The organism is Mucilaginibacter segetis (assembly GCF_016522075.1).
In the GTDB taxonomy this organism is placed as follows: Bacteria; Bacteroidota; Bacteroidia; order Sphingobacteriales; family Sphingobacteriaceae; genus Mucilaginibacter; species Mucilaginibacter segetis.
The window spans coordinates 909,194-930,356 of sequence record NZ_JAEHFW010000001.1; the positions used below are offsets into that span (position 1 = coordinate 909,194).

At 44.0% G+C, this 21,163-nt stretch carries 11 protein-coding genes; 9 read left to right on the forward strand and 2 right to left on the reverse strand.

From position 1 onward, the window contains the following. The first annotated feature begins 16 nt into the window (after positions 1-16). The gene (locus I5M19_RS04225; RefSeq protein ID WP_200064344.1) at positions 17-3,910 is read left to right on the forward strand and encodes a PAS domain S-box protein; all 3,894 of its coding nucleotides are present in this window, start codon (positions 17-19) and stop codon (positions 3,908-3,910) included. Here the strand turns inward: I5M19_RS04225 and I5M19_RS04230 are convergent. Beyond that, the gene (locus I5M19_RS04230; RefSeq protein ID WP_200064346.1) at positions 3,903-8,249 is read right to left on the reverse strand and encodes a PAS domain S-box protein; all 4,347 of its coding nucleotides are present in this window, start codon (positions 8,247-8,249) and stop codon (positions 3,903-3,905) included. The two genes, I5M19_RS04225 and I5M19_RS04230, sit on opposite strands and share 8 nt — an antisense overlap. Positions 8,250-8,534: 285 nt before the next feature. Here I5M19_RS04230 and I5M19_RS04235 point away from each other — a divergent pair, with 285 nt between their 5' ends. The 6 genes from I5M19_RS04235 to I5M19_RS04260 all read left to right on the forward strand — a co-directional run bounded on the left by I5M19_RS04235 (position 8,535) and on the right by I5M19_RS04260 (position 15,296). After that, entirely contained in the window at positions 8,535-10,049 is a 1,515-nt protein-coding gene (locus I5M19_RS04235; RefSeq protein WP_200064349.1) for a hypothetical protein, read from the forward strand. Continuing rightward, the gene (locus I5M19_RS04240; protein WP_200064351.1) at positions 9,998-10,474 is read left to right on the forward strand and encodes a sensor histidine kinase; all 477 of its coding nucleotides are present in this window, start codon (positions 9,998-10,000) and stop codon (positions 10,472-10,474) included. The genes I5M19_RS04235 and I5M19_RS04240 overlap by 52 nt, the downstream gene beginning before the upstream one ends. Positions 10,475-11,159: 685 nt before the next feature. After that, a complete protein-coding gene (locus tag I5M19_RS04245; RefSeq protein ID WP_200064353.1) occupies positions 11,160-12,389 on the forward strand; it encodes a hypothetical protein in 1,230 nt (409 codons plus the stop codon). A gap of 4 nt (positions 12,390-12,393) precedes the next feature. After that, complete coding sequence (locus tag I5M19_RS04250; RefSeq protein WP_200064356.1) at positions 12,394-12,822, forward strand: QcrA and Rieske domain-containing protein; 429 nt, start codon at positions 12,394-12,396, stop codon at positions 12,820-12,822. Positions 12,823-12,827: 5 nt separating this feature from the next. Further along, the gene (locus tag I5M19_RS04255) at positions 12,828-13,898 is read left to right on the forward strand and encodes an imelysin family protein (protein WP_200064358.1); all 1,071 of its coding nucleotides are present in this window, start codon (positions 12,828-12,830) and stop codon (positions 13,896-13,898) included. Between the two features lie 3 nt (positions 13,899-13,901). Further along, positions 13,902-15,296: a di-heme oxidoreductase family protein gene (locus I5M19_RS04260; protein WP_200064360.1), complete on the forward strand. Its 1,395-nt coding sequence runs from the start codon at positions 13,902-13,904 to the stop codon at positions 15,294-15,296. Positions 15,297-15,425: 129 nt separating this feature from the next. Here I5M19_RS04260 and I5M19_RS04265 read toward each other — a convergent pair whose 3' ends face one another. Continuing rightward, positions 15,426-16,598, reverse strand: a complete 1,173-nt coding sequence (locus I5M19_RS04265) for a metallophosphoesterase family protein (RefSeq protein WP_200064362.1) — start codon at positions 16,596-16,598, stop codon at positions 15,426-15,428. A 157-nt stretch (positions 16,599-16,755) separates the two neighbouring features. Between I5M19_RS04265 and I5M19_RS04270 the strand changes: the two genes are divergently transcribed. Together I5M19_RS04270 and I5M19_RS04275 are read left to right on the forward strand one after the other, a co-directional pair. Continuing rightward, complete coding sequence (locus I5M19_RS04270; protein ID WP_200064364.1) at positions 16,756-19,614, forward strand: TonB-dependent receptor; 2,859 nt, start codon at positions 16,756-16,758, stop codon at positions 19,612-19,614. 12 nt (positions 19,615-19,626) lie between these two features. Continuing rightward, positions 19,627-21,051 carry a hypothetical protein gene (locus tag I5M19_RS04275; protein ID WP_200064366.1) on the forward strand — a complete coding sequence of 475 codons (1,425 nt, stop codon included), beginning with the start codon at positions 19,627-19,629 and terminating at the stop codon, positions 21,049-21,051. Positions 21,052-21,163: the final 112 nt, after the last annotated feature.

Here is a 21,163-nt window from a genome sequence, read left to right on the forward strand (position 1 = left end):
TAAACCAGTTATCACCATGGCAAAAAAAACAGGTTCAGACGGGGATGTTATTCAGAAATACGATAAAAACGAGCAGCTTAACCTGGTAAGTTATCCTAAAGAAGGCCTCGAAAAGATCGTGAACTCATCGCTTGATATGATTTGCACCCTGGATGCCACAGGATTATTGCTCAGCGTTAACCCGGCTTCAAAAATTATTTTGGGCTACGAGCCGGAGGAACTGATAGGTAAACATATTTATACTTTTCTTTATGAGGAAGACAGGGCCGACACGCTGGCAATGGCTGCCAAAGTGTTAGAGGGAGATACGGTAACAAACTTTGAAAACCGGTATGTACGGAAGGACGGCTCGCTGGTCTATTTATTCTGGTCGGCACGGTTCGACCCTATTGAAAAAATCAGGTATGCGACGGCGCGTGACGCAACAGAAATTAAAAGTAAAGAAGCAGCATTAATTGAATCTGAAAAAAAGTATAAAAACTTATTTGAAAGCAGTCCTCTGCCCATAATTATCTGGGATTTTAACAGCCAACAGGTGATCGATTGCAACCAGCAAGCAACTCAAAAATACGGTTATACTAGAGAGGAGTTTCTCAACATATCCATATTGGATCTCAGTCCGAACGATGACCGTTCTTCATTAAAGCTTTTTGTTGAAGCTCAATCTTCGTATTTAGAACCCAATAAAAAAACTTGGCGTCACCAAAAGAAAGATGGCGAAATTATATATGTGGATATCAGTGGCCATTTAACCGATTTTGCAGGACGTGAAATCGTTATTGCTCTGTTTAACGATGTTACCGAGAGCCGGTATTTCCGTGAATTGGATACGCTGGAAAAAAATGTATTAGAAATGAATGCCGAGGGAAGTTACAATTTGAAAGTGATCATTCATACTTACCTGGTGGGTATTGAATCTCTTCATTACGGTATGTTATGTTCCATCCAGGAAAAAAGAGGAACAAGGCTTTATAATTTAGCATCGCCCAGTCTGTCCCGGGATTTCCTCGCCGAAATAGAAGGTGGCGAAGTTGGTGATCGTGCTGGCTCATGCGGCACAGCTGCATTTCTGAAAACAAAAGTTATTGTTACGGATATTCCCAATGACGTCCGGTGGAGCGGCTACCGGGAGATCGCCTCGCGTTACAACCTTAAAACTTGTTGGTCTCAGCCTATCATTGATACAAACGGCACAGTTCTGGCAACATTTGCCTGCTACTACCATGAAAATAAGGCACCCACGTTTTTGGAGGAAAACACAGTACAAAGAGCGGCGCATATTTTACGGGTAATATTAGAGAATCACTATAAATCACGGGAACTGTCCATCAGCAATGAAAGATTTGAGTATGTAACAGAAGCCACAGATGATGTTATTTGGGATTGGGACCTGGAGTCTGATGAAATTTACTATTCGGTGAACCTGGAAAAGCTATTCGGTTATAAAGGCGGGCATGTAGATGGATTGCAATTTTTTGTCAATCAAGTTCACCCGGAAGACCGGGAAAGAGTAGTGTTGTATGCCGACGATATAAGAACCGGCGATATGATCCATTGGACGGCCGAATACCGGTTCAGGAAATCCGATGGTGAATATGCTTTTGTCATCGACAAAGGTATCGTTATCCGTGATAAAAGCGGGTTGGGTACGCGAATGGTAGGAGCAATGCAGGATATTACCCAACAAAAGAAAGAGGAGTATCATTTAAAACTATTAGAGTCGGTGATCACTAATGCAAGTGACGCCGTGCTTATCACTGCAGCAACCCCCGGAAATCCTGCTGATGCGCCAGTGGTTTTCGTTAATCAATCTTTTACCCAAATGACAGGTTACAGCCAGGCGGAGATCATTGGAAAAGGGCCGGCCATTTTGCGAGGTCCCAAAACCGATCCGGCAGAGATTAATCGATTGAACGAAATGGTTAATAACTGGCAGTCCGGAGAAGTCACCCTATTAAATTATAAAAAAGATGGCGAAGAATTCTGGGTAAATATTGCTATTAATCCGGTTGCGGGACCAGGCGGTATTTTTACGCATTGGATAGGTATCCAACGGGATATTACTGATAAAAAAAATGAAGAATCGCAGACCGCGCTCATAGCTGAAATTAGCAGCCTTTTTAATGAATACGACCGACTGGATAACACACTGGTAAAAGTATTGGAAAAATTGGTTGACTTTGGAAATTTCACAACTGCGGAGGCGTGGTTGATCGGCACTGAAAAAAGAAAAATAACCCTGGCGGCAAAATATCCCAAGACGGACGAAATGCAAATTTTTTATGAGGAAAGTGCGGATGTCCATCAATTTAATAAAGGTCAGGGATTACCAGGAGCAGCATGGGAAAAAAGGGAGATTCAATATTGGGATGACATACAGGATAACGAAAGTTTCATCCGGCGGGATGCAGCCCAAAAAGCGGGCTTAAAAACTGCATATGGAATACCACTGCTTTATAATAATGAAGTCATCGGCGTCCTGGTCGTTGGACTGAATAAATCTGAAAAGAAGGCAAATAGATTTACGGCTTTTTTTGAATCTTTTAACACTCATTTTGGTGCAGAAATCAAGAGGAAACAGTTGGAGGAAGAATTAAATCAGCTGTTCAACTATGCGCCTGATATTATTTGTATCGGGGGGGCTGACGGGTTCTTTAAAAAAATTAATCCGGCAATGTCCCGGCTGCTGGGGTATTCTGAAGCGGAGTTGTTATGTACCCCATATCTTGAATTTGTTCTTGCGGAAGACCGGGAATTAAGCATGAGTGAATTAAAAAGCAGTAATCATCAATCTAATTTCTACGTAGAAAACCGCTATATTACCAAATCCGGAAAAATAAAATGGCTTTCGTGGACGGTCACTCCATCACCGGAAGAGGGATTGTTTTTCGCTGTTGCTAAAGACATTACTGATAAAAAGGAGCTTGAAGACCTGCTTCAAAAAGCGAGCCACCTGGCGAGAATCGGCAGTTGGGAGTACGACCTGGTCAAAGATATTATCTACTGGTCGGATATGACCAAAGTTATTTTTGAAGTTGATGCTGGCTTCGTGCCCGACTCTAAAACAGCTGTTGATTATTTCAAACTAGAAAAGGACCGGGATTTATTTATAAAGATGATCGGGCAAGCGGTTGATTGTGGCAGTCATTTTGATCTGGAGCTACCAATCACCACTGCGAAAGGATATGACAAATGGATCAGGGTCATTGGCGAACCGGAATTTGCTAATGAAAGATGTATAAGAGTATACGGCAGTTTTCAGGACATTACAGACAGAAAACAGGCGACCTCATCATTAGAAGCATCGGAAAAGCGCTACAGCGAGCTATTCCATCTCAGCCCGCTGCCTATGTGGGTGATAGACTACGACACGTTGCAGTTCCTGGACGTTAATATATCGGCGATCCAACATTACGGCTATACACATGCCGAGTTTTTATCCCGTAGTCTAAAAGATATCGTTGCGGCTGAAGAGGTCGAAAACCTGGAAAAGATAGTTTGGCGGGAAAATGTTACCGGACAGTCTAACTATGTTGGGCTATTTAACCACAGAAAGAAGAACGGCGAACTCATTCAGGTAGATATCGAAAGTAATGTAATAATTTACAATGGCAAGAAAGCAAAAATAGCCCTGGCAAATGATGTATCTGACCGTTTACGATATATACAGGCTATTGAGGAACAAAACAAAAAATTAATGGAAATATCCTGGATGCAGTCTCATATTATCCGTGCACCACTCGCGCGTATTATGGGGCTTATCCATTTGCTGAAGGACACGATAACTTCTGATTATGAGAAGGAAACGATTTTCAATTACATTTTAATCTCGGCTACCGAACTCGATGGTGTGATTTCTAATATCACGGACATGACGAAGGTTGTTGATCCATCGGGCAAGCCTATTTGATGTCATTCATCAATTGCAAAACGATAGCTATTTCGTTATTGATTTTTATCGCCATGCTGTCTGCCTGCTCTGCAGAAAAGCTGGATAACTGTTCGAGTTCGTTGGCCATTTTTGACAGCAGAAACAGGCCTGAGGAAACCGCTGTGCCATAAAGTTTGTGCCCGGCGGCATTCAACCCAGGTAGATCCTCTAAATCTATACATTTTTTTATTGCATCCGTTGACGCGTACAACTCCTTCTTTATTAAAATCATAGCCTCCTTGAGGATGCCTTCGTCGTTTCCCAGATAGCTTTTTAACTTATTAACATTAAAGTGAGCTGCTTCGGGATTTTCCATGATGTTTTCATAAGAATTATCCAGTTGGGTATTCAAGTCAAGCCATTTACTAAAGATGGCAATAATCGTTTCTTCAACTACGGGCTTGACTACAAAATCATCCATCCCCGCAGCCAGGCATTTTTCTTTTTCGCCTTTAACGTTACCTGCAGTTAAGGCAACTATGGGAATGTGAACATCAGTTGTAATATTCCTTATTGCTTTCGTCGCCTCGTAGCCATTCATCTCCGGCATTTGCACATCCATTAAAATTAAGGCTGGCCGATGTCGCTCACAATAATTTAAGGCCTCTAATCCGTTTTTCGCCTCTACAAGCTCCGCATTAGGTGCAAATTTTTTGATAATGGTACGGGCAAGCAGCATATTAACCATATTATCCTCTACTACCAAAACGGTAAAGCGGTCTATGGCTGTTTCATTGCCCTGGTCTACCGATAATTGCGGTTCTGCTTCTTTTCTATGCAATCGTGTAAACGCATGATAAATATCCTGCATTTTTACAGGTTTAACCAGCCGGTGGCTGACTTTCAGTTCTTCACAAGCTAGTATGATCTTACTGTCATCCGATGAACTATGCAACATAATAATGGGTTGTTCGGCAGCGGTTCCATAAAAACTTTCTCTGATCTTTTTAATGGTCTCCAACCCATCCATAAATGGCATATGATAATCCATAACGATCACATCGTATTTTTCTCCTTTAGATAACAATTGCAAGGCCTCAAATCCACTGCTGGCTTCGGCCGTGCGGATGTTTTTCAACAATAACATCTGATTGAGGATCATTCGATTGTTTTCATTATCATCTACAACCAGTACATTTTTGATCTGATCAATATTTTCCCAGTCAATAGCCTCGCCCTGCTCTGAACGTAAGGTAACATCAAAATAAAACGTACTTCCATGGTCAACGGCACTTGTTAGTTGCAGCCTGCTGCCCATCAACCCCAACAATTTGTTGGAAATGGTGAGACCCAGACCAGTCCCGCCATACTTTTTGGTCGTTGAACTGTCTTCCTGTGAAAAAGCTTCAAAAATTTTCTCTTGTTTTTCCGGCTTGATACCTATTCCGGTGTCTCTTACCGCAAAACGCATCGTTGTTTCTCCGTCCTTCGTTTTCAATGCGTCTATCTTTAGCTCGATCTCGCCTTTTTCGGTAAATTTGGAGGCATTACCTAATAAATTAACCAGAATCTGTTTAAGCCTCACTGAGTCCGCATAGATGAACCGAGGTAGATCCGGCGAAATATTCAGCAACATTTCCAGGCCTTTGGTTTGCACCTGGAAGGTGATAATATCTGTCGCCTGGCAGGCCATTTCATAGAGGTCGCATTTTTCGGCATCCAGTTCCAGCTTGCCTGCTTCTATTTTGGAAAAGTCCAGAATATCGTTAATAATGCTTAAGAGCGCATTGGCAGACTGGTTGACGATAGTTAAATATTGCTGTTGTGTTTCATTCAGTTTCGTCTTTAATACTAAATCGGTAAAGCCGATCACGCCATTCAACGGTGTACGGATTTCATGACTCATATTGGAAAGGAATTCAGATTTGGCAATGCTGGCCTGTTCTGCGCGTAGTTTTTCCGCTTTCAATTCCTCGCGCTGACGAATGATTGACGTGATATTTTGCGTAAAAATCATCATACCCCCGACACGCCCTTCAAAATCATACCATGGCCGCATTTCCCAGGTAACATACTGATCTTCCTTGTCACCCTTTAGCCGGTATCTGTCTTCTTCTTTTCTTTCAATAGCCCCGTCTAAAATCCGGAGGTGACGCGCTCGCCGTTCATCATCTATATTTTCAAACACTTCGTAGTGTGATCTGCCAATAATGTCACGGCCTTTTAAATGATAGTCCTCCAACCAGCGGTTACTGATTGCTATAAATCGCATCTCATTATCGAGCATGGCTACTGCGGCGGGCGCATGCTCTACAAATGCGCTTAACCGAGCCTTTTCCGTAACCAGCGCTTTTTCTATAATCCGTCTTTCAGTAATATCTGTTGCAATCCCCAGGTATCCGTTGATGTTATCTTCTATATCACGCATGGCCGTGACCACCAACGAAACGGTGCATCTAGAGCCGTCCTTCTTGACATAAGTCCACTCGCGCTGTTCCGACCCGTCTATTTCTGCTTTTTGGACAAAAACGCGGAAGCCTTCCACGGGGAAGCCATATTCTTCCTCGAGTTCGTGTCCGCGCCTGGTGACCTCATCCATAGAATGGATAATTGCCGGTGATTGTTTGCCTATCATTTCATTTGCGGCATAGCCCAGCAGCTTTTCGGCTCCGGAGTTAAATACATTGATCAAGCCATTAACATCGGTAGCAATTATGCTTACCTCAGAGGCCGCCTGCAGGACATCATTTAACAATTTACGTGAGCTTTCAACTTCCAACTCTGTCCGCTTCGCCTCGTCGATGTCCTGAAAGGTGCCAAATATTCTTTTGCAAGTCCCGTTTGCCATTTCGGCGTTGCCCAGTGCACGTACCCAAATTTCCCTGCCTTGCAGGTTGATGATTTGTAATTCCAAGTCCCAGGGTTTACCTTCGGACATGGCTAATGAAACTGCTTCAGTAATTTTCTTTCGGCTTTCGCCCTCCTTATAAAAATTTATAGCTGTTTCCAGTGCTGGTTCATAATCAGGTGCAACGCCGTGAATTTCTTTTGTTACTGATGTCCAGGAGATTTTTTGTGTGGATACTTCCAATTCCCAGCCGCCCACTCTTGCTACCCGGTTAGTTTGCTCCAGCGTCTCCTTGGTTTTTTTCAAGTCTTCTTCCAGAAAATATTTCTCAGTAATGTCTATCGCGTTTCCGATAATATAAGGGTTCCCATTCTGATCTTTCTCCAATACATTATTATACATCCAAATGCGATGGCTGCCATCCTTATGCAGGGTAACCATTTGTCCCTTTGCCGACCCTTCGTCTATAACCGTAGCTAAATAAGTATCTACATTTTGGTGGCGTTCTTTGGGGATGATATCAAAAAGACTCATGGCTATTATCTCATTCTTAGAATAGCCTAATATCGTTGCGCCGGCGCTGTTCACCGACAGGAAGTTTCCCTGGAGATCATGGGTACACATGAAACCCTGGGAATTTTCAAAAAAGGCGCGCGCCCTTTCCTCACTGAGCACCAATTGTAGCTCCTTTGATTTTTCTTCTGACACGTCCCTGGCTATCGCAAACAAATTCCCTGTTAAAGGCTCTGGTGTGGCTACCCATTGTAAAGTTTTATACTCGCCATTTTTTGTTTGGAAACGATGCGTGAAATTAATGGTACTATGGCCTGCAGCGAGCAATTGTAACTCGCGTTGTGTTTTTTCAATATCATCAGGATGTATCAAATCAAAAAAGGACGTGCCGAGTAATTTATCTACTTTCCAGCCCAATATTTTCACAAAAGCAGGATTAACTTTTTTGAAAAATCCATCTGTCCCGGCCACGCAGATCATATCATTGGATAGCTCAAATAAATTTTCGAATTTCTTTAATTCTGCTTTTTGACTTCGTTCCGAAATGAGGGTCATTGCCTCCCCGGCTAACAATTTCAAGGCTCGTTTTTGTTTAGCCGATAATACTTTTGGTTCATTATCGATCACACAGAGCGTCCCTAACGCATAGCCGCCGGAGGCAATGAGTGGCTGCCCGGCATAAAAGCGAATGTTGGGATTCTTGATTACTAAAGGATTTTCTTTGAACCGTTTATCCTTAGTGGCATCCTCCACCTCGAATAGTTGGGTGTCCATGATGGCGTATTGGCAAAAGGAGATATCCCGGGAGGTTTCGTCGGCCGTCAACCCTACCTTGGACTTGAACCATTGACGGTCGTGATCGATCAACGAAATTAACGCGATCGGCACATCACATATGATCGACGCCAATTCAGTAATCCGGTCAAACTCTTCTTCGCTTAAGGAATCAAGTATGGCGTAATTTTGAAGGGCATTTAGCCTTTCCTTTTCGTTGGCTGGAATCGGGAGCTTTTTCAAATTCGGAAATTAACGGTTGATTATACGAATGTAACGACAATCGGGTTCAGGAAAAAGATAAGTTTTATTTGATGAGCTTAAAATAACCTTTTCGATAGGCTGATCTTTATGGTCATGCCCTGACAAGTTCGTCGGAGTAATAATACAATTCTTATTGATAGTTTATTGTATTCATTTAGTTAAAAACTTTAATATTTAAATCTATTATTACATAATTCCTGATTCGCAGCAAACACATCGCCAGTGACTTAACAACTTATTTCTTTTCTTTGCGTACAATGATTTATGAGTTACCGTTTCCTATTTCTCTGCTTTTTTTCGTTCGCTGCGTTTGCGCAGCAGCCGACCGACATGTTGTCCAAGCTTATAAAAGCACCGGAAGATGAAAAAGTACATTTATATCAGATAATCAGCCAGGCTTATGCAATACTGCAGCCTGATTCTGCCGTGCATTTTGTCAACGAAGGTATGCGCCTGGCCGAACAACGGAATGACCGCCAAGGACAAGCGTCTTTACTGGTGACGCTAGGTGATATCAACGCGCTCCACCACCATACAGGATTGGCCCGCAGTTTTTATAATGAGGCGCTGGGCATGTACCGCCGGTTGCACGATGCTGCTGGGGTGGCTCATACCTATGACCAACTGGGCATTTTGGATGGTAACGCACAAAACTTTGGCCAGGCACTGAAATATTACCAGGACAGCAGGGACAGCATCGGGATGGTCGAAACCTACGAGGGTATGGGCAAGGATGCTGCATCAAAGGGCGAACTCGAATCAGCGCTGAGTTGGTACCTGCGCGCGCTGACCCAGTACGAACACCGTAAAAAAGAGCCGGAAGCTTATTTTATACTATTGGAAAATATAGCCAAATTGTACCAGGAAAGAGGTGACAATGCAACGGCTTTGCATTATCTGGAAGATGGGATTCGGAAAAGCCGGACGCAGCGTACACCACAAAACGAGGTGCATTTGCTGAATGACGAAGGTGAGATATTGATGGAGGAAGGTGAACAAGCCCAAGCGCTTGCCTTATACAAACAGGCGCTGTCCGAGGCCAAAAAGGGCGGACAGGCCGAGGAGCAGGCAGAAGCACTGATTGGTATCGCAGGAATTTTAAGGAAACAAGATGCCACAGCAAGTATCCGGGACCTTCAACAGGCATTAAAACTTGCTAAAACATTGAATGCCCCCAAATTGGAAGCCCGTATCTATGGAGCTCTGGCAGGTATTTACAGACAGCGAAAGAACTATGGTGAAGCCATGGATGCGCTGACCGAAAAACATCACCTTATCGACAGCCTGCTAAGCGTCGACACCGTTAAGGAAATTGCCGCACTTGACAGCAGTTATGTGCTGCTGCGTGCACGCGAGAAATCGGCAAATCTGGAACAGGTAAATGCCATTGAGAAAGCAGAAATACGTTTGGCCTTTATTATGGCAGGTGGAGGGGTTATTTTTTTACTCCTGGTATGGCTTTATCTAAGAAAGGTAAAGCGCCTGAATGCAAAACTGAAGCGCCTCAATTTTGAACTGACTAATTCCAACAGAGTAAAAGATACGTTGTTTTCAGTGATCGGCCATGATCTGAAAGGCCCTGCGGGCAGTGCAGCGCAACTCTTCGAATTGATGGAAACCGAGGATTTTACGCCTGAAGAGATGAAGGGCATGATCAGTGAGCTACGTAAGCAGACGACGGCCTCCCTTCAGTTATTGCAATCCTTATTTGAATGGGGTAAAGCACAATGCGGGGGATTAAAGTCAATCCAACGGATTTTGAGGTACATCCTGTTGTAGAGCGTTGTATTCATTTGCTCAGCCAACAGGCAGCGCAGAAGAATATCCGGCTATTATCTGATCTTCCAGAGGCGATAAAGCTGCATGCAGATGCCAATCATGTTGAATTCATCATCCGCAACTTACTATCCAATGCTATCAAATTCAGTTTTGAAGGTGGGGCAATCACTATCGGTGCGCGTAAGCTCTCTTCAGAAGAAGTATTATTGTCGGTTGAAGACCATGGTATCGGCATAAACGCAGAGCAGCAAGCGATTTTCCTGACCAGTAACCTAAAGGTTAATTTTGGCACGAAGAATGAGCAGGGAAGTGGACTTGGCTTGCTGCTAACCAGGGATTTTATCAAGGCTAATCATGGCAGGATCTGGTTAGAAAGCGAGGAAGGCAGAGGTACCACATTTTTTGTAGCGATGCCGGCAGTATAGAGAAAATCCACGCGCTTATTTAGACAACCCAATCTACCTCGTTTGTTAGCAAAAAAAACCGGTCACGATCCAGGCCGCCGCACTATTTAGTAACAAGTACTGGTGCGGCAAAGGCGGGTACTCAGCATAATGCCAAATCAATTTTAACCTCCCATGTTGAATTAGGGTTTGTATATCAAGATGTTGATTATAACAATATTTTGATATGTTATATAACTGATGGTTTTTTAAATAACTTCTAAATAAATCTACCTTTTAAGTTGCTGTTTAGGTGCTCACTAAACTGACTTTGCAATGACAGTTATCTAGAAGTAGAACGGTAAAAAATAATACGATTTTACGCTTTTTAGGTGAAGTAAGGCTTACATATTTAGATAAAATAGTAACAATGCAGATTACTTAAGTTACCAACTTTAGCTGTTCCGACTTTGTAGTTTTTAAATAGCAATTAATGAGGATCAATTAACGAGTATAATAAATGCTTAATAAATTTAACTATCTGATAATTAGATACTCGAAAGAAATTTATCGGTTAAGATAGTACAAGTTACACGAAGGTAACTATCAAATATTAAGCAAATAACACATCAAAACTAGCCTTTGACATTTAATACCAACACCTTATTTTAATTACTTATTTTTAATTAATCTAAATAAATTTATATTTGCCTCTTTAATCGCATATATGAAACTTAAATTTTTACGCTTATCATTTTTTTTACTCACCGTTTTAAGTATGAACGCATCTGCGCAGATATTGACGCAGGAAGATTCATTAGCCGCTGGTCTGATTTACAAACAGCAGGCAACGGTAATAGCCGGATATGGTGAAGCTAAATACAGCATAGATACCAAAAGAAAAAGTGCAGAAGCCAGTTTAAAAAGAGTCGTGCTGTTTTTGGGGCATAAATTCAATAATAAGATATCCCTGTTTACGGAACTGGAGGTGGAAGATGCTCTGGTAGCCAATGGCTCTAACTCTGGCATCGGTGAGATATCCATGGAGCAAGTTTTTTTGAAATTTAACCTTAACCCCAATACCTATTTAGTGGCAGGGTTGTTTTTGCCACGAATTGGTATTCTTAACGAAAATCACCTGCCCACAACATTTAACGGGGTAGACCGGCCTTTTTTAGAGGAGCAAATCATCCCTTCAACATGGCGCGAAGTCGGCGTCGGGCTATACGGACAATTTAAACAAATACAAGGGCTTAATTACAGTGTTTCATTAACTAACGGACTAAACTCAGAAGGATTCAGCAGCGCCAACGGAATTGGTGGCGGTACACAGTTAGGTCAGGCGCAAAACGGAACTAATCTGGGGTTTAATGCTGCCCTACTTTATTACGTTGGCGATTTCAGGCTTCAGGCATCAGGTTATATAGGCGGTTCTACTGCTAAAGAAAAACGTGTGGCCGACAGCCTGCAATTGAATTCAGGCGCATTTGGCAATCCGGTAAAACTGGGCGAAATTGATGCTCAATACAGTAATGCTGGTATTAGCGTTCGCGGTATCGCAACTATAGTTAATATTAAAAATGCCGATGCGATCAACCGTGCATTTGCTAATAACACCCCCGAAACGATGTATGGGGGTTATGCCGAACTTGGTTATGATCTCTTGTATCCGGCTAACAAAGGCACTAAATCTTTCATTCTATTCGGCCGCTATGAATACGTGAATTTGAATGCTCAGATCCCTTCTAACGGGTTGGAGAATAAAGCTAACGAGAAGAACTATATCGTTGGTGGTTTCACTTATAAGCCTATCAGAGGCGTGGCTATAAAGGCTGATTATGTGCGCCGTATTACGGGCGATTTCAATCAGGCGCTCATTGTAACACCATTTCCACAGCAGGTGCCTTATTTTAAAAACGACGGATTTGTGAACCTGGGCGTAGCCTATAATTTTTAAAATAATGATTAACAGAAGAAATTTTATAAAATCAGGATGTACAGCTTGTTTGTTGACCGCTGCCGGGGTATCGTTGCTGGAAGGCTGCACGGCTTCCCTGCCGTTAATTAAAGCGGATGTTGCAAAAAGCTCAGATTTAATGATCAGTCCGGATAGTTTTTTACCGGGCAAAGGCAATATGCTGGTGGTGCGCAGTAAACAGCTGGAGTGCGATATACTGCTCATTAAAAACGAAGATACTTACAAGGCCCTTTATTTGAAATGCACCCATGAGGGTGTAGGCTTAACGCCAACAGCGAACAAGATATTTTGCAGTGCACACGGAAGCGTGTTCGATCTTGATGGCAAGGTAGTAAAAGAGCCTGCACTTCGTCCGTTAAAGACTTTTAACACTCAATTCATCAATAATCAAATCATCATACATTTAACTTAATTCATATGAAAACAATTGCTACCAGGGCGCTGCTGATCGGGTTACCGCTGACCATGCTGACTTTATCATGCAAAAAGAATAACGATAATAATGCGAACGGCTTTGAATCTTTAAAAACTGATGTACTTGCGGATATATCTGCCAATGTTTGTACGAACTCTTATCAGGACCTGTATGCGAGAACGCAGGAATTATCCGATGCAGTAACGGCTTTAAATACCGCTACTAATGATGCCAATTTAGCTACTGCCCGTACCAAATGGAAAGCTATCCGTGTTACCTGGGAGCAAAGTGAGGGCTGGTTATTCGGCCCTGTTGAAGCTAACAGCATTGATCCGCGTATAGACACCTGGCCAGTTGATTTTAATGCCTTGGAAACGATATTGAAAAATAGCGATGCATTAACTGAAAGTTATGTTGATGGCTTGGATGAGTCGTTAAAAGGTTTTCACCCGATTGAATATTTATTGTGGGGACAAGCCGGTGCTAAAACCGCAGCTCAGTTTACAACCCGCGAAAAACAATATTTAGTGGCTTTAACCCAGAACTTGTTGAAACTGACCAAAGAAGTAAGAGATGTATGGACAACTGGCGGCTATCAGACACAACTGGCAAAAGCTGGCAGCGGTTCTACGGAGTTTACCAGCCAGCAGGCAGCTTACGTGCAGATCGTTACCGCTATGGCTGACATTTGCGGTGAAGTTGCCGACTCGAAACTAAAGGAACCTTTTGACGCACAGGACCCAAGCTTGGAAGAAAGCCCTTTTGCCAAGAATTCTATTATCGATTTTACCAACAACATTAATGGCATACTGGATATTTACCAGGGACGCTTCAATAGTAGTGACGGTAAAGGCCTGGAAGATCTGGTACGTGCCAACAACCTATCGTTAGACGCCGAGATCAAAAGCAAACACGCTGCGGCCATAGCAGCATTAGCAGCAATCGATGTGCCGTTTGGTCAGGCTATAACTACGCAGCAAAGTAAAATACAAAACGCTATGACCAAAATTAATGAACTGCATAGCGTGCTGGAAGACAAACTGAATGCTTACGTGCTGCAATACGTAAAATAAAAAATGAAGAAAACTACTATAGCTATTTTAGTAATTCTAACTGCGGTTATCGTTGTTCAGTTTTCTTGCCGAAAAACTGATAACATTCCTGCATCCGGAAACCCTGACAGCGAATGGTTGAGTGGAGGAAGTGAAACGGCGTTCGATCAGGGTAGCGGGTCATTCTCGCATGCTTTCAGTAGTTTGTCGGCTCACCTATTGCGCGTCCATGAGATTGGCGACGGACAATTCGGCGCTACTTTCGTATCCGCGCCTGCCCCTGTAAATCCTGGTTTGGGGCCGATATTTAACAATGTGTCTTGTAGTTCCTGCCACGTGTCCGATGGGCGCGGCAAAATACCGGGCATAGGTGAATCGGCGGCCAATATGCTTTTCCGGCTCAGCATTCCCGGAGTGGGTGAACATGGCAACCCGGTACCGGTACCGGGCTATGGCGATCAACTTCAAACCCGGTCTTTGCTTAACGTAACCCGTGAAGGTGATGTGAACATTACCTATACGGATAACACTTACTATTTTGCCGACGGGGAAGCTTACCAATTACGTACCCCTGCTTATGCCTTGACAGGGTTATATACAACCATGCCGGCGAATGTTTTGCTTTCACCGCGCGTGGCTGCGCCGGTATTTGGTCTTGGCCTGTTGGAGGCGGTAAGCGATGCCTCTATATTGGCCAGCGCAGACCCGGACGATAAAGACGGCGACGGGATAAGCGGTAAGCCAAATTATGTTTGGGACATATTAAACCAAAAAAGCGTATTGGGCCGTTTTGGTTGGAAAGCTAATCAGCCAACACTATTGCAACAAGTGGCCGCCGCTTATAATGGCGATATCGGAATTACCAATTTCTTGTTTCCCAAAGAAAGTAGCCAGGGTCAGACCCAATTCGACAGTGCACCAAATAGTAAATCGTATGAATTGGCTGACAGCTTGCTGTATAGTGTACAGTTCTATGTGCGCACTTTACAGGTACCCGTACGCCGGAATGTGACGGCACCAATGGTGGTGCAGGGCAAGGCGCTTTTCATAAAGGCTGGTTGTGACAAATGTCATAAACTGGACCTGCGCACCGATGTTGACGTCAGTTTCCCATCGGTTAGTAATCAATTGATCCATCCATTTACCGATCTGTTATTGCACGATATGGGGCCGGGCCTTGCAGATAACCGCCCGGATTTCCTGGCGAGCGGCAGTGAATGGCGTACGGCACCGCTTTGGGGTATCGGCCTTACACAAAAAGTGAATAATCATACAAACTTTTTACATGACGGCCGGGCACGCAACTTGATGGAGGCAATCATGTGGCATGGTGGCGAAGCGCTTTCGTCCAAGGTTAAAGTAAGCCATTTTACAAAAACAGAGAGAGAGGCCATTTTAGCTTATCTCAATTCCTTGTAGTTCCTAATAATAAGAAAGTGAGATTCCTTTAGTAAGAAACAGGTGTATTTCGCCTGAGCTATTTATTGATGACATGGTAAGGATATGGGTTCGCCGTGGTAGAGAACCTGTGAAATGCCCGGGTTTAGTTTAATTGATAAGGAGATTTACTGATTTGCATCTTCCGAAGACTATTTTTTGCTTTGACTGTTTTGGCTGAGTGTTCCAAAAGCATTCCCGTACTGTTAATTGCTTTTTAACCGGATCCAGGCTGATCAGCTGAAATGAAAGTTTGGTTTCATCATCAGCCGAGTATTTTCCTTTCATCGGAGAATCTACCCTAAAAACCGGCAAGGAGATGTCTCCGTTAGGTCCTTTATAAGTGTAAAACTCATTCCAGTTGCTATTGCCATGAAAGTAAGCTTTGATATTGGGGTGTAATTTGAGAAACCGCACCAATCCCCGCTGCTCTAAATCGGTCGCATGTTCACCTTTTTGTACTACGGACGCTTCCTTATAAACTTCAGCGGTCAGGTTCTCGAATTTGCTTCCTTTCCTAAATGTTCCAGGTCCGAGCGGGTCGCTGAAATGCTTGGCTTCACTTGTAGGCTGGTCATGGGTAAAGATGACAACAGGCATTGTCCGAGGCACCTTTTTTAAATTCCCGGTCATCCAGACACGCTCAGCGGAATCAGGCCAAAGGGTAATAAAAACAAAGTGTATTCCTCCGATATCGCGGCTGTAGTTAATCTTATCATTAGCATAATCATAGGTATCATTTGATAATGGTACGGCGGGATGCATCATTGCATTATAAATTTTAACCATAACCGTCGGATCTTTTTCCGGGACAAGTTTTCTTGTAAACCCTATAGCGTTCGAAATATCATGATTTCCCGGCACGAAAAGAAGCTGGGTTGCCATGCCTTTGCAGCCGTGTAGTTGCAGTCCATGTTCATAAACGCTGACAAACTGTTGCCAGGAGTCTCCGGCAGGTTGATAAGGCGGTTCCTGACGATTGGCAATATCGCCCGTTTGTATCAGGTAATCAACCGCTTTAATCAGTTCACCTGCCCCGACGCCATTATCCCGGGGAAGTCGCTCATTCACGATATTGTTCATAGCGAAGATCATGGCAGCGTTTACCCTGTAGGCCGGAACCGCGGTGTCGCCCCGGAATTTTTGCCTGGAAAGTCCGAAATGTGCATCAGAAGTGTATAGGATATGGATCGGTGCGTGTTGCTGGCCCACCGCATACGAAAAACTGAAAGCCATCCAGAGGCAAACAAATAAAAATCGTTTCATTTTAAGGATTTTCGACAAAGTACCGGAGCAATTCTGGAGACAATCTGCAAAAGACAACCGGAAAACCCTTGCAACATTAGGGTAATATTAAGCTTTCATTATCAAATCATTCAAGGTGTAAAAAATTCCAAATTCCTCCAGTTTTCGGGCGGTCTATTGTGAAAAAAAACTCGACATGAACAAACCTTTACCACCATTTTCCAGCAGCCTGTCAGAGACGCCCTGTCCTTTAATTAAAATATTACTGTCATTGCTGATCATCTGTTTTACAGCAACGGGGTATGCGCAAACAATTAAAGGTAAGGTGTTCGATGCAAAAACCGGCGAGCCATTGGTCGGCGCTACTGTAAGCCTAATTGCGGGGAACAAACCACTTTACACTACCGCCCGCTTAGACGGTTCCTTTTCATTTTACAAGCTGAAGCCTGAGCTGTACCAGCTAGCCGCTCAATTTGTGGGATATGATCCTGTGACCGGGAAAATCGTTGATCTGCGAGGGGGCGGCGACCAAACGGTCAACCTCTACTTAAACTCACAAGCAACCCAGATGAGTGAAGTTACCATAGCCGCGCAGGGAAACCACGAAAGCGACCGTGCGGTCCGCAGCCTCGAAAAAGCCGCTCCAAGCGTGCTCAATATTCTTTCAGCCAATACTATTCAGTTATTACCTGACGTTACCGTGGCCAACGCTTTACAACGCGTAAGCGGTGTCACGATCCAGCGCTCGTCGAGCGGCGAGGGTCGGTACGCCATTATTCGCGGTATGGCGCAACGATATAATAACACCCTCGTTAACGGTATCAAAATACCCAGTCCCGATGATGCTTACCGGTTTGTGCCCATGGACATTTTTCCTTCAGAAATGCTGGAGCGCCTGGAGGTGATCAAAGCACTAACACCAAACATGGAAGGCGATGCAATCGGGGGCACCATGAATCTGGTTATGAAAAGCGCACCTGACCATTTAGTGGTTAGTGCCAACCTATCTGGCGGTATGTCAAGCCTGTTTTCAGGAAACCGGCCTTTTCTAAGTTTCAAGGCATCTCCTAATAGGCAATCACCTGCTATGATACATGGAAACAGCTATTCTGCAACTTATGCAGATTTCAACAATAACGCACTTACCAGTAACAAGAATCTGAGCAGTCCGTTGAGCAGCACTGCCGGTCTGACCGTAGGGGACCGGTTTTTTAATAACAAATTAGGGGTGATCGTTTCAGCCAGCTACCAAAACATTTACCGCGGGTCTGATTCTAAACAGCTTACCCCTAACGCCCAGCCGTCCGCCATACCCTTGCCGAATTCCCCTCAGTTTTCTGATGCCTATGATCGCACTTATTCTACGCAGACGCAGCGTTTAGGGCTTCACAATAAGATAGATTATGTCATCAATGATAAGAACAAGCTGTCATTATATAACCTTTACATTCACCAGAACGAGTATACCGCCAGGGTTACGGCAGATACGCTCGGACTGGGTCTTAATTCCACCAATCTGAGTAAACAGATCACGCTCGAAAACCGGAGCCAGCTCATTCAGCAGAATATCTATAACAGTACGCTTCATGGTGATCACGTGCTGAATAATAAGCTACGGTTTAACTGGGACGGTGTTTATTCGATTGCTACGCGCCATATGCCCGACCGTACGGACTTTCAGTATGATGCTAATAAATCGCTCAATAACGCAGGGACGGTAACGGCCGAAGTTGATAATAATACCAAATTGACCCATCATTGGGAAAATAACCGTGACCGTGATTTGTCGGGTTATGGCAACTTAATTTATAACCCGACAATTGCCGGACAGACCGTAGAAATTGCCATCGGCGGATTGTACCGCAATAAAAACAGGGATGCTGATTATATCAGCTACAGTCTTACCGGTGGTAAATCGACTTTATATAACAATAATTTTGATCAGATACCTTTTACCTTTACTACGGCGTCCGATGGTATCGGCTCCAATAATCCTGACCTGAACAACAATTATTCTGTAACGGAAAAGGACAATGCCGAGTACGGGCAAATCAAGTTCAGATTATTTCAAAAACTTCAGGTACTTGGTGGCGTACGTATCGAAAACACCGCAATGACCTATGATACCAAATCACCGGCCACCGTTTCCCAACGCAGTGGAAATATCAGTTACACCGATGTTTTGCCAAGTATTCATTTAAAATATGAACTGGATGGAAAGCAAAACCTGCGCGCATCCTATTTCGCTTCCCTCAGCCGCCCCGGCTTCGGAGAGATCATACCGTATAATCGTCCAGGGGAGTATTATGATGAGATCGGAAATCCATACCTGAAGCACATTACGGCTGACAATCTGGATCTGCGTTATGAACTGTTCCCCGGAGGAGCAGACCAATTGCTGATCGGTACCTTCTTTAAGAAAATCCATAATCCGATCGAGTACTTCGTGGTACGCCAGGGAGGGCCGAGCAACCAGTTTATCAAGCCGCAGAATGATGAAAATGATGCCACCAATTACGGCGCAGAACTCGTAGCGACCAAGTTTTTTGGCACAATCGGGTTTTCAGTGAATTACACCTACACGCATTCGCGGATCACCACGCCAAAGTTAAATTACTACAATGACCCGACAGCAGGATTCCAGCAGGATTTTGTTAATCAGACCCGTCCCTTACAAGGTCAGGCTGACCATGTAGGCAACGCCTCCATTCTATACAAAAGCGCAAAGATAGGTTTGGACATGCAGTTGGCGTTCGTTTACACTGGCGAGCGCCTGGCGCAGGTATCGCCATATCTGAACCTGGATTTCTATCAGCATGCCTATGAACAACTGGATTTCTCTTTTGAAAAGAAGCTTACCAGTCATTTCTCATTCTATGGAAAAGTGAATAATATCACTAATGCGGCGGCGAAGGTCTATTTAAAATATCCACATAGTAATCTGGATGCCAAACAGCAGGAATTTTTAGGCAAGCAGGATATTGCTGCCCAGACACTGGTACAAAGTGATTTCTACAAAACCCTCTTTCTTGGCGGCATCCGCTATAAACTTTAAACATCTCAGACAATGAAAAAATATATAATCCCCGTAGTAATAGTGGTCCTATCCGCCAGTTTCTCGGGCTGTAAGAAATGGAACGGCGAGCACACTGACATTTATAATTATACTCCGCCTGCCGCAAACCCGATTAGTGACAAGGCTCCGCTTTCCTGTAGCGGAGGCAGCAGTGTTGTGCCAGTAAAGGGCACCATGCTTAGTGGTAAAACCTACAATGTGAACGATGGCTGTGATATTGTGATTAACCCGGCAGACACTTTGTTTATGCAGCCAGGAGTTACATTGAATATGGGCGCACGCAGCAGCTTGATTGTTCTTGGCACGCTGATCAGCAATGGCTCGAAAAATCAGCCTAACTGGATCACCGCTCCCGGGCTGGTGAAAAAAGACGCCCCAGGTGCGGTGACAACCGCACAGGATTCTGCATTTGCCGGTCATTGGAAAGGAATCATTGGTGGCCCTACCTGTAATTTGATGGTATTAAGATGGACACACGTGGAATACGCGGGCTATACCGAAGGCGATGCAACATCGAAACTGGCGAGCGCCGGCGCCGGCAATCAATATAGTATACTTTTCGCCAATTACAAAGGCAATTTTATTATGGAAGATTCCTGGCTGTATGGCGGCGTGGATGACCCTATCCGTATATCGGCGGGTAAGATTGCGATCTTTCGAAATACCTTTGAAAAAAACGGTGTCCACGGAGGCGATTGTCTGAACGCTAAAGGCGGAACCACGGGAACGATGGCTTATAATCTGTTTATAGGGACGGCGACAAACGGGCAAAAAGCTTCCAACAAAGGACAGGCTACGGGTGCCCCGCAAACAAATATTGTTATGTATAACAATACATTTATCAGCGGTGGCTACCGGCAGGTACAGAGCGGGCGCGGCGGTTGTATTAACTACGAGGAAGGCGCAGCCGGCATGTTTTATAATAATGTGGCAGTGAACTGTAAATATGGTTTTCGCGTTGTAGGAAGCCCGGTAGCTGATGTAGCACACTTGTCTTATGGCAATAATTTCCAGTATGCAGACTCTGTTTCCGTGGCCAACCAGTTCTATCCGACAGGGTACATCACCCAGCCACAACAGACAGATATTCCATCTATTATGACCTCTGCCAAATACCTGCCCTCAGGTTATAAACCGGGTGACATTTACGACGGTAGTGATGTTGTGCGTATTAATAACCCTATGTTCCTGAATTTTCCGCTACCCACATCGGGGCATGCGCTGTCTGATTATAATGCGGTCGGATCATTTAATTTTCACCTCCAGGCGAATTCACCGCTTATCGGAAAGGGGAATACAACTATTAAACCACTGATCGTTGTGCCGCTTGACAAGATCTACGGCCTTTCGGATGCAACCCCGCCCGGTGCTGATCTTGGTTGTTATCAACTTAATGGAACAGGTAACCAGCATTAAGCCGACTTATGAATTTGCAAAAAACGGGTAGCCCTTTCGGTTGCCCGTTTTATTTAAATCCAGTTTTTCTTCAGAATTAACTTGTATATAGCCATAGTGAAGCATCCCTTTC

Coding starts and splice junctions, on each gene's coding strand:
- I5M19_RS04270 (WP_200064364.1), top strand. CDS start 16,756: ATGAACAAACCTTTACCACCATTTTCCAGCAGCCTGTCAGAGACGCCC.
- I5M19_RS04240 (WP_200064351.1), top strand. CDS start 9,998: ATGCGGGGGATTAAAGTCAATCCAACGGATTTTGAGGTACATCCTGTT.
- I5M19_RS04255 (WP_200064358.1), top strand. CDS start 12,828: ATGAAAACAATTGCTACCAGGGCGCTGCTGATCGGGTTACCGCTGACC.
- I5M19_RS04275 (WP_200064366.1), top strand. CDS start 19,627: ATGAAAAAATATATAATCCCCGTAGTAATAGTGGTCCTATCCGCCAGT.
- I5M19_RS04260 (WP_200064360.1), top strand. CDS start 13,902: ATGAAGAAAACTACTATAGCTATTTTAGTAATTCTAACTGCGGTTATC.
- I5M19_RS04245 (WP_200064353.1), top strand. CDS start 11,160: ATGAAACTTAAATTTTTACGCTTATCATTTTTTTTACTCACCGTTTTA.
- I5M19_RS04235 (WP_200064349.1), top strand. CDS start 8,535: ATGAGTTACCGTTTCCTATTTCTCTGCTTTTTTTCGTTCGCTGCGTTT.
- I5M19_RS04250 (WP_200064356.1), top strand. CDS start 12,394: ATGATTAACAGAAGAAATTTTATAAAATCAGGATGTACAGCTTGTTTG.
- I5M19_RS04225 (WP_200064344.1), top strand. CDS start 17: ATGGCAAAAAAAACAGGTTCAGACGGGGATGTTATTCAGAAATACGAT.